General features: G+C 56.2%; 15 protein-coding genes and 2 pseudogenes. 16 read left to right on the top strand and 1 reads right to left on the bottom strand.

What is annotated here, in order from left to right:
• The first annotated feature begins 35 nt into the window (after nt 1-35).
• The 9 genes and pseudogenes from GKE73_RS26705 (at nt 36) to GKE73_RS16295 (ending at nt 6,974) form a co-directional block, all read left to right on the top strand.
• On the top strand, nt 36-878 hold the full coding sequence (locus tag GKE73_RS26705) for a phage portal protein family protein (RefSeq protein WP_446686339.1): 843 nt from the start codon (nt 36-38) through the stop codon (nt 876-878).
• Between the two features lie 111 nt (nt 879-989).
• Nucleotides 990-1,268 (top strand): hypothetical protein, encoded by a 279-nt coding sequence (locus GKE73_RS26700; protein WP_446686338.1) that lies wholly within the window; start codon nt 990-992, stop codon nt 1,266-1,268.
• Nucleotides 1,258-1,731 (top strand): phage head morphogenesis protein, encoded by a 474-nt coding sequence (locus GKE73_RS16335; protein WP_230370772.1) that lies wholly within the window; start codon nt 1,258-1,260, stop codon nt 1,729-1,731. The genes GKE73_RS26700 and GKE73_RS16335 overlap by 11 nt, the downstream gene beginning before the upstream one ends.
• 157 nt (nt 1,732-1,888) lie before the next feature.
• The gene (locus GKE73_RS16330; RefSeq protein WP_230370771.1) at nt 1,889-2,353 is read left to right on the top strand and encodes a hypothetical protein; all 465 of its coding nucleotides are present in this window, start codon (nt 1,889-1,891) and stop codon (nt 2,351-2,353) included.
• Between the two features lie 308 nt (nt 2,354-2,661).
• Nucleotides 2,662-3,141 (top strand): phage virion morphogenesis family protein, encoded by a 480-nt coding sequence (locus GKE73_RS16325; RefSeq protein WP_230370770.1) that lies wholly within the window; start codon nt 2,662-2,664, stop codon nt 3,139-3,141.
• A 262-nt stretch (nt 3,142-3,403) separates the two neighbouring features.
• Nucleotides 3,404-4,417 carry a phage protease gene (locus tag GKE73_RS16320; RefSeq protein WP_230370769.1) on the top strand — a complete coding sequence of 338 codons (1,014 nt, stop codon included), beginning with the start codon at nt 3,404-3,406 and terminating at the stop codon, nt 4,415-4,417.
• Nucleotides 4,418-4,429: 12 nt separating this feature from the next.
• Nucleotides 4,430-4,822 carry a hypothetical protein gene (locus GKE73_RS16315; protein WP_230370768.1) on the top strand — a complete coding sequence of 131 codons (393 nt, stop codon included), beginning with the start codon at nt 4,430-4,432 and terminating at the stop codon, nt 4,820-4,822.
• Between the two features lie 33 nt (nt 4,823-4,855).
• A pseudogene (locus GKE73_RS16305) lies at nt 4,856-5,876 on the top strand (major capsid protein).
• 159 nt (nt 5,877-6,035) lie between these two features.
• A complete protein-coding gene (locus tag GKE73_RS16295; protein WP_230370766.1) occupies nt 6,036-6,974 on the top strand; it encodes a DNA adenine methylase in 939 nt (312 codons plus the stop codon).
• A gap of 52 nt (nt 6,975-7,026) precedes the next feature.
• On the opposite strand, the gene GKE73_RS16290 is transcribed toward GKE73_RS16295, so the two are convergent.
• On the bottom strand, nt 7,027-7,287 hold the full coding sequence (locus GKE73_RS16290) for a hypothetical protein (RefSeq protein ID WP_230370765.1): 261 nt from the start codon (nt 7,285-7,287) through the stop codon (nt 7,027-7,029).
• Nucleotides 7,288-7,481: 194 nt separating this feature from the next.
• On the opposite strand from GKE73_RS16290, the gene GKE73_RS16285 reads away from it, so the two are divergent.
• The 7 genes and pseudogenes from GKE73_RS16285 (at nt 7,482) to GKE73_RS16255 (ending at nt 13,417) form a co-directional block, all read left to right on the top strand.
• Nucleotides 7,482-7,913: a gp436 family protein gene (locus GKE73_RS16285; RefSeq protein ID WP_230370764.1), complete on the top strand. Its 432-nt coding sequence runs from the start codon at nt 7,482-7,484 to the stop codon at nt 7,911-7,913.
• Nucleotides 7,913-8,332 carry a phage tail terminator protein gene (locus tag GKE73_RS16280; protein ID WP_230370763.1) on the top strand — a complete coding sequence of 140 codons (420 nt, stop codon included), beginning with the start codon at nt 7,913-7,915 and terminating at the stop codon, nt 8,330-8,332. Before GKE73_RS16285 ends, GKE73_RS16280 begins: the two co-directional genes overlap by 1 nt.
• 12 nt (nt 8,333-8,344) lie before the next feature.
• The gene (locus tag GKE73_RS16275) at nt 8,345-8,533 is read left to right on the top strand and encodes a hypothetical protein (protein WP_230370762.1); all 189 of its coding nucleotides are present in this window, start codon (nt 8,345-8,347) and stop codon (nt 8,531-8,533) included.
• Nucleotides 8,530-9,234, top strand: a pseudogene (locus GKE73_RS16270) (hypothetical protein). The gene GKE73_RS16275 and the pseudogene GKE73_RS16270 overlap by 4 nt, the downstream one beginning before the upstream one ends.
• Nucleotides 9,235-9,385: 151 nt before the next feature.
• Entirely contained in the window at nt 9,386-9,580 is a 195-nt protein-coding gene (locus GKE73_RS16265) for a hypothetical protein (protein WP_230370760.1), read from the top strand.
• Nucleotides 9,568-9,726, top strand: coding sequence for a hypothetical protein (locus tag GKE73_RS16260; RefSeq protein ID WP_230370759.1), 159 nt, complete (start codon nt 9,568-9,570; stop codon nt 9,724-9,726). Before GKE73_RS16265 ends, GKE73_RS16260 begins: the two co-directional genes overlap by 13 nt.
• Nucleotides 9,727-9,832: 106 nt before the next feature.
• The gene (locus GKE73_RS16255; RefSeq protein WP_230370758.1) at nt 9,833-13,417 is read left to right on the top strand and encodes a phage tail tape measure protein; all 3,585 of its coding nucleotides are present in this window, start codon (nt 9,833-9,835) and stop codon (nt 13,415-13,417) included.
• Nucleotides 13,418-13,419 lie beyond the last annotated feature (2 nt).

Raw genomic sequence — 13,419 nt, 5'->3', positions numbered from 1 at the left:
GCGATGATGCCGCCAGTCAGCAGGCCGCCGCACTGGTGGAAGAAGCGCTGGCCCCGATCAGTGAAAACCTGTTCGATATTCTGGACGCCATCGGCAAGGGCTTCAGCGTGCATGAGATCGACTGGGAGACCAGTGCCGGGCAATGGATGCCGCGTGGCTTGTCCTACCTGCAACCGTACTGGCTGCAAACCCGCCGCGAAGACCCGGAAACCCTGTATCTGCGGTCGGATACCAACATCTACGGCGATCCGCTGGCACCCTATAAATTCATCACCCACAAGGTCAAGGCCAAGTCGGGCGTGCTGATCCGGGGCGGTCTGGCCCGCATGGCGTGCTGGGCTTTTCTGTTCAGCAACTACGCGATCAAGGATTGGGTCACGTTTGCCGAGGCGTATGGCCAGCCGCTGCGTGTCGGTAAGTACGATGTCTCGGCCACGCCGCAGGACATTGAAACTCTGCTGACGGCCCTGCGTAGCCTCGGCACGGATGCGGCCGCCGCCATCCCGAAGAACATGGAAATCGACTTTGTCGACGTAAGCAATAAAACCGCCTCGGTCGATATCTATGCCCGCCTGACGGAATACCTCGACAAGCAGACCAGCAAGATCGTCCTTGGCCAGACGCTTGCCACCAACACCGGCGGGAGCAGTGGCGGTGGCGCCTACGCCTTGGGCAAGGTCCATAACGAAGTGCGCGAAGACATTCTGGACGCCGACGTCAAGCAGCTGGAAGCCACGCTGGCCCGCGACTATGTCAAGCCGGTGGTGGACCTCAATCTGGGGCCGCAGCAAAAGTACCCGGCCATTCGTTTGCGGATTAACAAACCGGAAGACCTGACCGCATTGGCTGGCGTGGTGGATAAGCTGGTGCGTGTTTAACTTGCCAGTCGGTCAGGAGTCCACCTATGAGCGCTTCGGTCTGGAACGCCCCAAAGCGGGTGAAGCACTGATGGTACCGGTTGATGTCTAGCCCCTCAGACCCAAGCGGCGATGAATCACTATCGGGCGACTAACGCCTTGCAGCCGGGACAGATCGACCCGATGGCGCCGCTGATGGATCAACTGACCCGTCAGAGCGGAGATCCGGTCGAAGCCATGCTGACCGTCATTCGCCAAGCACTGGCCGATGCGCCCGATCTGGAGTCGTTTCAGCACTGGTTGGTGAATGCCTTTGGTGATCTGCCTACGGACCAGCTGCAGCGGGTAATGAACACAGCCTTTAGTCTGGCGGCGCTGGCCGGTCGTTATGAGGTGAGCCATGGCCGATGATGCGTTGCTGGGCGCGGTGTTCAAGCAACCGTGGTCGGTTCAGATGGACTACTTCCGGCAGAAGCTGAATCTGCCCACCCAGACATGGACCGACATCATGAAGGCCCAGCACGACCGTTCGTTTGTCGTGGCCGGGGCTATGGCCAGCGATCTGCTGGAGGATCTGCGGCAGGAAGTCGATAAGGCCATTGCCGGTGAGTCGACGCTGGAAGATTTCCGGGCCGGGTTTGACGACATCGTCGCCCGGCACGGCTGGGACTATAAGGGTGGTCGAAACTGGCGAACCCGCGTCATCTACCAGACCAATCTGCAGACCAGCTATGCCGCTGGCCGTTACCAGCAGCTGACCGACCCGGACATGCTGAAAGCGCGGCCTTACTGGCGCTATCGCCATTCCGATTCAGTCCTGCATCCACGGCCGCAGCATTTAGCACTGGAACGGCCTGGTCCTGCGGGCCGATGATCCATGGTGGCAAACCCATTACCCGCCAAACGGTTGGGGCTGCCAGTGCACGGTCTATGGTGTATCCGAGAAAGAACTGCGCGAGAAATACGGCAAGACTGGACCTGACACAGCCCCGGCCATTCAGTACGTCGAGCAGGACACGCCAGATGGACCGGTGTCCGTTCCCGACGGCATCGACTACGGATGGGACTACGCCCCAGGACAAGCGAACCTTGGACGCCTGCTGCTGGACAAGGCGGCGACAACGTCGGCCCGGATCGGGGCTGCGGCTATTCAGAGCGCGGTCGACAACATTCAGGCACTGGACAAGATCGTCCGGGAACGCTGGCAACCGCTGGTCCAGCAGATCTACCCGGACCCGGCGGGCTACCGGCCAACCAAACAGCGCATCCATATTGGCGGACTGTCACCGCAACTGGTCGACAAGATTGAGCAGGCCACCGGCGAGTCATTGGCCACGGCGGTGGTGTCGGTCGATGATAGTGAAGTGAAGCATGCGCTGCGCGATACCGGCGCCAAGGCTGACAAGCGGATTACCCTCGGACGATGCCATGCAGACTGTCGTGGGCATGTGGGAGCCGGAGCGGGTTTATCAGCAGATAGATCATGGCAAAGATGAGCCTGTTTATCTGGCAGTCTGGCAATCCGCTGATGGCAAGCACATGTTAAAGCAGCGATTAACGTGAACTACCGAACAAAGGACAAGGATGCGTCAGGGAAGCGCTATACCCTGCAGACGAACACTTTGCTGACCACCGGGCTATGTGGACCTACGGGATTTGGATAATCCGCAGCTTTACAAGCGGATTCTATAGAAGGAGGGAAACCGTTTAAGCAGAGGGACGCCACCCCCCTGCGTGTGCACGCCCTTTCGGGGTTGCAATACGTACAGCGCTATTTCACGTATTCCAGCACGGTATATTCATTATGAGTGACAACAGCTTCGAAATCAAAGTCGTCAACGACAGTGTTGACCAGGCACTGGATAAACTGTTGGCGCAAGCCCACAACCTGCGACCGGCACTGCTGGACTTTGCCGAGTGGGCCAAGGCAGAGACCGACCAGCGCTTTGCCGAACAGAAGGACTGGCATGGCCAGCCTTGGGAGCCGAACGCCCCGACGACACTGGCGGCGTATATCCGGCACGGCGGCAAGAAGAACTTCAAGAAAGATGGCTCGCTATCCAAGCGCGGCCAGACCGTGCTGGCCAACAAGAAAATCCTGCAGGGCCATACCAACAATCTGCGCCAGTACGCCTTCAGCTTTGAAGCGGGGCCGGATCATCTGACCTTCGGCCCATGGGGTAATGGACTGGATGCCTATGCGGCCATCCAGCAGTTGGGTGGCCAGGGCTGGCCGAGGCCTTGGCGTGTATATCCCGGCGCGGGCCTATCTGCCGGTGGATGAGAATGGCCAGCTGGCACCCGTCGCTGAAGCGGAGCTGCTGGCCATCTTGGGGCGTCACTTTGACGATGAGGGGCGTTGAGCCGCACAAATGGCCGACAGCGCACTGTTTTATCCTCATCGCCTAATGGCTTATCTATGGCAGTCCTAATGCCGTCCTGAAAGTTTTAACGGGGTTTTAACGCTATCGACAGGGTACGCGGCAATCCCCACTCGGTTTTACCGAACCCTTTCCCCCGTTTTTCCCAATTTCTCCCCGCTCACAATGCGGGGCATGAACACCGCTCAAAAACTCTTTCGGGCCATCAATGCCATGCCATCCGCTGGCAGGGCCATTAACGCGCTGACCCTTTCGTTGCCAGAGGGTGACTCGGCTCCCGAGTGGGTAGAGGTCATTCCTGCCGGGACGTTTAAAGGTCGTGATGGGCGCGGGCCATGGTTTAGCGATGTTCTGGCCATCTTGCAGTCCTTTGTCGCTGACCAGGCGGCGGGGATTGATCCCGTTGTCGACTACAACCATCAGACCTGCGGACCCGGTACCAAGGCGGAGGCTGCCGGATGGATCAAGCAGCTTGAGGTCCGTGATGGTGCGATCTGGGCGCGTGTCGAATGGGTCGCGGAGGGGGCCGAGAAAGTCGTCGCTAAAAAGTATCGCTATCTCTCGCCGGTTTTCGATTTCGATGCCACGGGCCGCATCGTCAAGCTGATATCCGTGGCCATCGTCAATGTCCCGAACCTGTTTTTACGTGCCCTTAACTCAATGGAGACCTCTGTGGACCTGCTGAAACAACTGATTGAACTGCTCGGACTGGACCCGGCGGCCGATGCCGCAGCGGTGATTGAGGCGATCAAAACGCTGCAGTCCGCCAGTGCTGACACCACCACCGCGATGAATGGCTTGCGCCAAGTTACCGGTGCAGCGGCCGATGCTGATCTGAAAGCCGTGACCAGCAGCATCATGACCGGCTTTGTGCCGAAGGCGGAATACGAACGCGTGGCCAACTCGCTGCAACAGCTGCAGGCCGGTACGGCCGAGGCGGAAATCGACAAGCAGCTGGATGACGCGGTGGCGGCAGGCAAGATCGCGCTTACCAGCCGTGGTTTTTACAAGGCCATGTGTAGCGCCGACATGAGCGCCTTCCAGGACTTCATCAAAACAGCGCCGGTCGTGGTCAATCCCGGTACGGATGCCACCAGCCGTGCGATGAACAGCCAGCAAGAAAAACCCCACGACAACCCGCTGCTCGCCAATGCCAAGGCGCGAGCCGCATCGCACTAACAGGAGAAGAGTATGCCTTCCGTGACTGAAAAGCTGCCACCGCAAATTCCGCTGTGTGGCGAACCGGACGAATACGGCGAAACCGTACAGGTCGGCCCGGACGCGCTGCTTAATGGCACCATTCTCGGCGTGGCCTCGCTGGAGGATGAGCTGGCCGTGCCCTGGTCTGCCGCCGCGAGCGACCCGCTGACCTTTGTGCTGGGCGTCCTGCGCCATGACCTGCCAGCCGCCGACGCGGGCGTGACCTCGCGTAATGCCGGCATTGCAGCCGGTGACTGCGTGATTGCCCTCGACTCGCTACCGGTCCTGAGTGAGGCCCAGTCGGCCGCGCCCGCCCATTACCGCCACGTTTATCGCCAGTTGTCGGCGCGTGGCATCCGTATCACCGAGCGTGCTGGCGAATAGTCGCCACCGACTCCTATATAAAGGAACAACACAATGCCCCAATCGCTTGCGGACATTCTGAAAGACCCGTGCTTTAACGTCGCCAGCCTGACCGAGTCCATCAAGCTGCTGCCCAATACCTTCTCCAAGGTCGGCCAAAGCGGCATCTTTAAGGGCAAGGGGATCAACACCCGTACCGTTGCCATCGAATACGCCCGGGCCGCATCCATCTGCTGGCCAACCAGGACGTCGGTAGTCCGGGGCAGCGAACCAAACGTAACCCGCGCAACGTCCGTTACTTCGGTGTGCCACATATCCCGCACGACGATACGATCTTGTCGGCCGATTTGATGGGGTCTCGCGGCTTTGGCTCGACCGATCCGGTGGCTGACGTGGCCAGCGTGGTCAACGACCACCTGCAGGATATGAAGTCCCGCCACGATCTGACCCACGAATGGATGATGCTGGGGGCGGCGAAGGGGCAGATTCTGGATGGTAATGGCGAGCTGATGTATGACCTGTTCAAGGAATTCAGCATCCAGAAGAAAGTCGTTGAGTTCAAGCTGTCCGATCCTGCCTTCAACGTCAAAAAAGCCTGCGCCGATGTCTGCCGCCACGTTGAAAAGAACCTGCTGGGCGATATTTCCACCGGTATCAAGGCATGGATCGACGCGGATTTCTTTGATGCGCTGACGTCGCACCCCAATGTCGAAAAAGCCTTCCGGGCTGGGCGGCGGCACAAGAAAACATCGGTGGAGACACCCGTAATGGCTTCAAGTTTGGCGGGCTGACGTTCGAAGAGTACACCGGTGAAGTACCGACGGCGGATGGCAAGAGCACGCAACGGCTGATTGACCAAGGCCATGGCCATGTCGTCCCGCTGGGCACCATGTCGACCTTCCGCATCTACGATGCGCCGGGTGACTTTGTCGAAGCGGTGGGCACCATCGGCCAACCTTACTACGCCAAGATCAAGAACACCGACTTTGACCGGGGCGTGGATCTGCATACCCAGTCCAACCGCTTGCCGCTGTGCTTGCGTCCGGGTGTGCTGGTGGAATTGCAGCTGAAGTAAGCGTCGCCGGAAGGCGATAGAGAGACAGCGACCGGGTGGGTGCTACGAACACCCACCCGGACAGCTGACCCGCAGAGTGAGCTGCAAGCCAACCCGAGGCTGTCACTTTCGTGCACGAAAGCCTGGACAGTTTAGCGGGTTTATTTGCACTTGCAGAGTATGAATACCCCACTGGAAGACATCCGCTGTGGCCATTGCGGCCGCAAACTGGCCGAAGGCCGCTATACCGAACTCTCCATCAAGTGCCCGCGATGCCGGGCACTGAATCATTTCAGGGCCACGAGCCACGACCCGAGCACCGGAGTGCCAATAAAAAGGACATACCTGATGCCTAACGCTAACCCCCTTGTGCCATGGATCGGCGGCAAACGCCGTCTGGCCAAGCACATCCTGCCGCTGTTCCCCGAACACGCCTGCTATGTTGAACCGTTCTGTGGTGCCGCCGCGCTGTACTTCATGAAGGCGCCAGCCAAAACCGAAGTCATCAATGACCTGAATGGTGAACTGGTGAACTTGTATCGCATTGTGGCCAATCACCTTGAAGAGTTCGTGCGGCAGTTCAAATGGTCCCTGATCAGCCGTGAAATGTTCAAATGGCTACAACTGACCCGCACGGAGCCGCTGACCGATATCCAGCGGGCCGCCCGGTTTTTTTATCTGCAGAAAATGGCGTTTGGCGGAAAAGTGACCGGCCAAACTTTTGGCACCGCCACCACCAGTGCGCCCCGGCTGAACCTGCTGCGCCTCGAGGAGGAGCTATCCAACGCCCACCTACGGCTGGCCCGGACGTACATTGAGCATCTGGACTTGGCCGAATGCGTAGCGAAGTACGACCGGCCCCATACCTTGTTCTACTGCGATCCGCCGTACTGGCAGACCGAGGGCTATGGCAACGCGTTCGGCATGGAGCAATACCAACGCCTGGCCGAGCTGGCCAGAACCATCGAAGGCAAGATGATCATCTCCATCAATGACGTGCCCGCCATGCGGGAAGTGTTTGCCGGGCTGGCCATGGAGCGAGTTGGGATCTGCTATACGGTGGGAGGAACGGCTACCCGCAAGGAAACGGGGGAGTTGGTAATTCGGAATTTTAGCTAGGGGAAAGAACGCCATACATCGCCGGTGGACGGGGATGTATGGCTAAGGAATATTATTGTGGGCAATCCACACTTCTTAGATATTTATCCTTAAGCCAAATTGTCTGACCTTTGAAATGATCTTCTCTTAGTGTTTCTTTTACATCAAGACAAAATCCAGGGTATCCCGGATATGGTTCTATATAGGTTTTTGGATAGCCATCAGGCTTTTTGCCAATAAAAAGTTCATTAGGATTAGTGGATGTAAAAGTCTCTTTATGAGTAGCACATCCTGCCGCTGTGAAAGCAATTAAGACAGCAAGAATAAATTTCAAGTCAGTTCTCCCTCTTGTGCATGATTTGCACTGTAAGTTTATTAACAGAAACAATAAAATTGTATTATTGAAATTTACACATACTTAATAATAGTGATACCGCATGGCTAAAGGTGTCAATACTCTTGGCATATACAGCTTTGCCGAACCCCTTCCTGCCTTTGCCATTCCCCCCATGCCCGCACAATGCGGGCATGACGACTTCTACTCCCTACATCACCCAACAAGGTCTCGAAGATCGCTTCGGCCGCGAGTTCCTGCTGCGTGTGACCGACCCGACCAACACCGGCGAAATTGACCAGGGCAAGGTGGCCCGCGCCATTAGTGATGCCACCGAGCTGGTGAACTCCTATCTGGGTAAACGCTACACCTTGCCGGTGCCGTTTGTGCCGGGATCGCTGGAGCGGGTGGCGGCTGACCTGGTGCGCTATTTCCTCTATGCCAGCCAGCCCGGCGAGGAAGTGACCAAGCGTTACGACGATGGGGTGAAGTGGCTCAAGGACGTGGCCAATGGCGTCGTTTCTCTGGGCTTGCCGGTGCCGGAAACCCCGGTCAGCTCAACCGGCAAGGTCGTCATGGCCGGACCTCGGCGCAAGTTCTCCCGCCACAGCATGAAGGACTACTGATGCGCCCGAATCACCTCGCACTGGGGCCAAGCATCGTGGCCCGGCTAAAACAGCAAATCGGTGACGTGCGCCAGATCGCCCTGCGCGGGGAGATGAGCGATGTCACCAGTGGCGAACAAATCTCTCCCTCGTTGTATGTGATCTATGTCCGGGATTTGTTGCCATCCGGTAGCCAGAGCATGGATGGCATGAACCATATCGTGCAGCAGTGGATGGTGGTGGCCTCTGTACAGGGTAGCCCGGATCAGATGATTGCCAAGGCGGGCCAGCTGCTGGCGGACGTCCGCGATGCCCTGTTGGACTGGTTGCCGGACACCGCGCGATATGAACCGCTACAAGCGGCAACACCTCCTGCTGCCATGTACCTCAGTGACTGGGGGTATTTCCCGCTGATGTTTAACGCCGATTTTTACGCCTGAAAGGAGGCAAACATGGCTGGATCGTCCCAGCGCGAGCGCGTTGAGTTGCTACAAGTGCACAAAAACGCCGGTACCGAATACCCGGTTGGCCATGAGCTGGTGGTGTCTTCGAGCACCGCTGCCCTGGCTGTACCGCCACAACATCGCCAAGCCACGCTTACCAAGGCAACCGTTACCCCCACTACGGAGCATGAAGCATGAGTTACGCACCGATTCTTACCTCGACTGAAAAGCACACCTATTCGGTATCTGGCCAGATGCTGATGTCGGCCTATGGCGAAAACAAGTACAAGCCGTTTGCCATGGTCGATACCGCCAACCTGACAATCGAGCAGGAAACCCGGGAACTGCCGGATGCCTACAGCGGCCGTGGCAACTACGACAAGATGTACTCGGTGAAAGCCGTCACGCTGGATCTGGACATCAAGACCTTCCAGCCGGAGATCATCGCTGAGATGACCATGGGCGTGGCCACCACGCGGGCGGAAGAGGCCATCTCTGATGAAGTACAGACGGCCTACAAGGGCGTGCTGGTCCCGCTGGAAAAAATCGGCGCCGGTGACTTTGTTGTGACTGATGAAGCCGGTGCGAATCCAACCCCTTATGTGGCCGGTAAAGACTACCTGCCGACCGCTCTTAAGCATCTTTGTTCTGGAAAGTGGCGCTATCGCTGACGGCACCAAGATCAAGGTCAGCTACAAGGCCAAGCAGGCCGACATCGTCAACTGGTTGGTAAGCTCTCCAGCCAAGAGCGTTCGCTCATCTTCCATGGGGTGAACAAGGCCAACCGTAAAGAGGTGGCCGTGGAGATTTTCCGGGGCAAGTTTGGCTTTGCCGACAAGTATGCCCTGCTGGGCAAGGACTTCCGTGGTGCCAAGCCTGAAGTTCGAAGTGCTGTCTGATCCGCTGCAGACCGGTGACGGCCTCTCCCAGTGGGTACGTGAAACCCTCATGAAGTAATCATTACATGATGCATGGCCATATGGCTGTGCATCGCCTTTGGAGTTTTTCATGCGAGTGCAAAAGAACCTGCAAATTGGCTCTGGAGTTTTGGTGAAAGAGCTGACGGTAGGAGAAATACGGGCTTTGCTGATCACCGCGCATAACGGTCCATCAGATGCCGATTTACATTGCTCTGCAGAGGAACGCAGCCGGATGGAAATGAATAATTGGCTGCTGCCTGTACCGACATTAACCGATGTGCTAGCCATGACGGATCTTGATGAGGTTAAGGCATGGACTTGTTGACTCAGTCTGAACTGACCGAGGTGGTCGATACCATGCGGGAGTTGAATCCGCTTTTTTTCGGGATGAAGGGGCGGATACATCAGGCGAAGATGACGACCGACATGGCCAAGTTGCTGATCACCCCTCCGAACAACTCAGTCGATTAGAACGCAACATGCGTGGCCTTATGCAGCGCGGGTTTACGCATGTTGAGCAGTTCCCTTGGCGTTTCTTTTTAGACGCCATTGATGACATCAATCAACAAGAGAAATCATGAGTAACACAACGCTGGCTTATGCCCTGCAGCTAAACCCTGCGGGGTTTCTATCTGGCCTGAAAGAGGCTGAGGCACGCTATCAGGACATGATCAAGCGTTGGCCAGAGATGGCCAGTAAGCTGGAGTTGTTCTCAGCGGCAAACCGTGATTTCCAAAACCTGGCCAATCAGCTAGCTGAAGCCAAACACGAACTGGAGGCCTATCAACAGGCGACCAGCCAAGCCACATCGCCCATTACTTCGCTGGAGAAACTGCAAGGTGTGGCTGAGGCCGTGGTGAAATCCTTATCCGGTCAACTCGGTACGCAAGCGGTAATTCTTAAACAGTCTCGCGCGGAGTTGCAGGCGTATGCGGCTGACAGCAAAGTACTGGAAGCTGCCCAGCAATCTGTTGAACAAAGTCAGTCCATTAATAGCGCTCGCCAGCTCGCCTCAGCCCGTATTGCACGGGCTGAACAGGTACTCAACATCCGTAGCCAGAAAGACATACAGCGGGAGATTGATCTTGTTGCGGCCGCCTACGGACGGTTGGCTCGGTCAGGCGAAATTTCATCGGCAGAGCTGGCTCGTGCCGCTGAGTCGGCAAAGTCAAAGATTGCCCTGCTGAAGCAAGAGATGTCGAATGTTTCAGCGACCAGTCTGCCCCCAGTGGCCTCTCAGCTCCGTCAGATCGGGACTCAGGTTGCACCGGGACTGACTGCGGGCTACATCACCAAAGAAGCCTCGCAGTATGCCGCCAATTTTGAAGAGGCCATGGCCAAGGTGAATACCCAGTTGGAAGGCGCTCAGACGAAAGAGCTTCCCAATCTAACCAAAGGGGTACGTGATCTGGCGCAGAGTATGGGGGTCGATGCCACTCAGTCGGCGTATGCCTTGGCCGATATCTTCGGATCAATGGATTTTACTCGGCCAACGGATTCACTAAAGGTACTGCACCAAGCACAAATTGCAGCCAAGGGCGGATTCACGGATGTGGGGACCAGTGTTCGGGTCGGTCTCGGCATTATGAATGCCTATGGGAAGGGTACTGAAGATCTGAATGGTATCTACGACATCCTGTTTCAAACGATCAAGGACGGTGTAACGGAATTCCCGGCACTGGCGCAATCCATCGGTTTGGTCCTGCCAACGGCAGTCGGTGCAAAAGTACCGCTGAGTGAGTTGGGGGCCGCCATTGCCGTGTTAACCAACAAGGCCTATCAGACTCCGGCAGCCATTACCTCAATTAACGGGGCAATTACCCAGCTCACGGCACCATCAAAAGAAGCCAAAGACAAACTTGGTGAGTTAGGAATCACTTGGAATGGGCTGGCCGGTACGATTAAGCAAATTACCGATAAGCACCTTGGCATCGATGCTATCAAGTCCATCGTCCCGGATATGGAGGGTGCGCGCGGGGTATTAACCTTGTCACAGCACTACCAGGAACTCGCCAATGAAGTCGTCAAGATGGGGAATGTTGGCGGTGTGGCGATGGAGGCTTACGGCAAAGCAACCGATACGGCAAAGCATAGTGGAACGGAATTCAAAGGGGCCGTCTCGGAGCTGAAGATTGAGTTTGGTGACATGGTGAACTCAGCGACGCCATTCCTTAACTTTCTGACGGATATGTTGCGGTCCTTTAATGCCCTGCCTGAGCCGATCAAGGATGCTGGCCTTGCTTTAGCTGGGATGACTGCTGCCGGTGTAGCTGTATCCGGACTGCTCAATATTCTCGGTGTGGGTGGCCTTGCCGGAGTGCTTTCGAAACTGCCTACGCTGGCCGTTTCCAGTTCGGTCAGTGCGGTAGAACTTGGCGCAGGACTGGGGACTGTTGGGGCTTCGGCCATGGCGGCCGTGCCGTTATTGACAGCATTTGTGGCTGAGGTGGTTTGGACCAGCAACAAGTTGACCGAGTTGTATCGGCTATGGCGTGAAAATCAGGATATGCAAGATTCGGTATCTGCACGTAAAGCCGCGCTGGATCAAACAATAGCAACGACTAAAGACTACGCTAACACCGTCGTACAGAGTTCTGAAAAACTGTCTAAAGCATCGGTCAAGGAGCGCGAAGAGTACGCCAAAAAACTGGATCAGGCTAAAGCCTATTGGCAAGCAAGGATGGAGCAGGAAAGCGCAAGACAGTGGGACTCACCCGAGGCCATAAACGCAGCCAGGATGAATCATCTTTATGCTGACGCGATTACTCAACTGAAACAGATCAACGATTTGCTTGCCAAGCGGGATGAACTGCAGGGGCAGTTGAATGTAGCAGAGGCAGACTTAGCGAGTAAGTTGGCCGCGCAGAAGAAAAAACAGCAAGAAGCGGATATCAAAGCCTATGAAGAAAGCATCAAGTACAAAATCCACACACTGCAAACGCTGACAGCGGCTGAGCAAGCATATGTGGCCACCTCTACTAGCTTGCAGATGGAGCAAGGTAAGGCATGGGTCGAGTCGGCAAAAAAACAGGTTGATGTTGTCAAAGACGCCTTGCACAAGCAGGAGGAAGCCGCCAAGCAAACAGCTGATAAGATCAAACAGATCAATGCTGACCTCAAGAAAAAACAGGAGGCAATGGTCACTAGCAACATGTCCTATTCCGATAGGCTGCGTGTCATCCAACGCCGGAGCATGTCAGAAGATGATCAGCAAAAGGACATCGCAAAACAAACAGACGAAAAAATTAGTCAGTCCAGCTCCCTTCGTAACAAGGGCGACTATGAAGGAGCCAAAAAAGCTGCTGAAGATGCCTTGTCCTTGGCGGAAAGCATTAAAGACAACAAAAAGGCGGAGGAACTAGCCAAGAAAGCGATTGATCAGGCCAATTCGACCAGTAAGGCTGATATTGCCGACACTGAGCAGCAGAAGTCGGATCAGGAAGCCAAGCTGGCCGAACAGAACAAAGGTATCGATAAGCTGAAGCAGCAGCTGAATGATGCCAATGCCAACGTTAAGTCGGTTGAAGAAACCTTGGCAAAGTTAATGGCGGCAGATAACCAGATCAAGGTAGATGCCGATGTTGAACAAGCCAAAACGAAGGTGCAAGAACTCAAGGATCAGATCGATTCAATCCAAGATAAGGTCGTCACGGTTAGTGTGCAGCAGAAGAATGCGGCGGCACCCGATACCAGTCTGCAAGCACAGGTCACTAAGGCGGCTGCGGCAGGGGCATCCACCGATGATCTAGTAAAAATCGCACTATCGACTTTTGATACCGGTGGCTGGACGGGTCCGGGTGGTAAATATCAACCCGCTGGTATTGTTCACGCTGACGAATTTGTAATGCGTCAGGAAGTTACCCGCGAGCCGGGGGCTTTGGCATTGTTTGACCGGGTTAACCGCTATGGCTTGAAGGCTCTTCAGGGCTGGCGTGGCTATGCATCAGGGGGCATTGTCTCTCGCCTGAAACAACCTGCAGATCTAATCCGTAATACGTTGGATAGCATGCCAACGATCCAACCGGCACATTCATCCGGTTCACTTCGACCGGTAAATCTCCATCTACCCGGCCAGTCCGACCCGGTCCCGCTCTCCGGCAGCGAGGATGCGGTGAAGCAGCTGGTGGCCGCCGCCAAACTCATGAACCTGAAGAGGGGCTGACA

Origin of the sequence: Paludibacterium denitrificans, assembly GCF_009707705.1 — a bacterium.
Taxonomy (GTDB): Bacteria; Pseudomonadota; Gammaproteobacteria; order Burkholderiales; family Chromobacteriaceae; genus Paludibacterium_A; species Paludibacterium_A denitrificans.
The sequence above is the reverse complement of the archived record's forward strand: the minus strand, read 5'-3'. Positions and strand labels throughout refer to the sequence as shown.

Coding starts and splice junctions, on each gene's coding strand:
- GKE73_RS26700 (WP_446686338.1), top strand. CDS start 990: ATGAATCACTATCGGGCGACTAACGCCTTGCAGCCGGGACAGATCGAC.
- GKE73_RS16335 (WP_230370772.1), top strand. CDS start 1,258: ATGGCCGATGATGCGTTGCTGGGCGCGGTGTTCAAGCAACCGTGGTCG.
- GKE73_RS16325 (WP_230370770.1), top strand. CDS start 2,662: ATGAGTGACAACAGCTTCGAAATCAAAGTCGTCAACGACAGTGTTGAC.
- GKE73_RS16320 (WP_230370769.1), top strand. CDS start 3,404: ATGCGGGGCATGAACACCGCTCAAAAACTCTTTCGGGCCATCAATGCC.
- GKE73_RS16315 (WP_230370768.1), top strand. CDS start 4,430: ATGCCTTCCGTGACTGAAAAGCTGCCACCGCAAATTCCGCTGTGTGGC.
- GKE73_RS16295 (WP_230370766.1), top strand. CDS start 6,036: ATGAATACCCCACTGGAAGACATCCGCTGTGGCCATTGCGGCCGCAAA.
- GKE73_RS16285 (WP_230370764.1), top strand. CDS start 7,482: ATGACGACTTCTACTCCCTACATCACCCAACAAGGTCTCGAAGATCGC.
- GKE73_RS16280 (WP_230370763.1), top strand. CDS start 7,913: ATGCGCCCGAATCACCTCGCACTGGGGCCAAGCATCGTGGCCCGGCTA.
- GKE73_RS16275 (WP_230370762.1), top strand. CDS start 8,345: ATGGCTGGATCGTCCCAGCGCGAGCGCGTTGAGTTGCTACAAGTGCAC.
- GKE73_RS16260 (WP_230370759.1), top strand. CDS start 9,568: ATGGACTTGTTGACTCAGTCTGAACTGACCGAGGTGGTCGATACCATG.
- GKE73_RS16255 (WP_230370758.1), top strand. CDS start 9,833: ATGAGTAACACAACGCTGGCTTATGCCCTGCAGCTAAACCCTGCGGGG.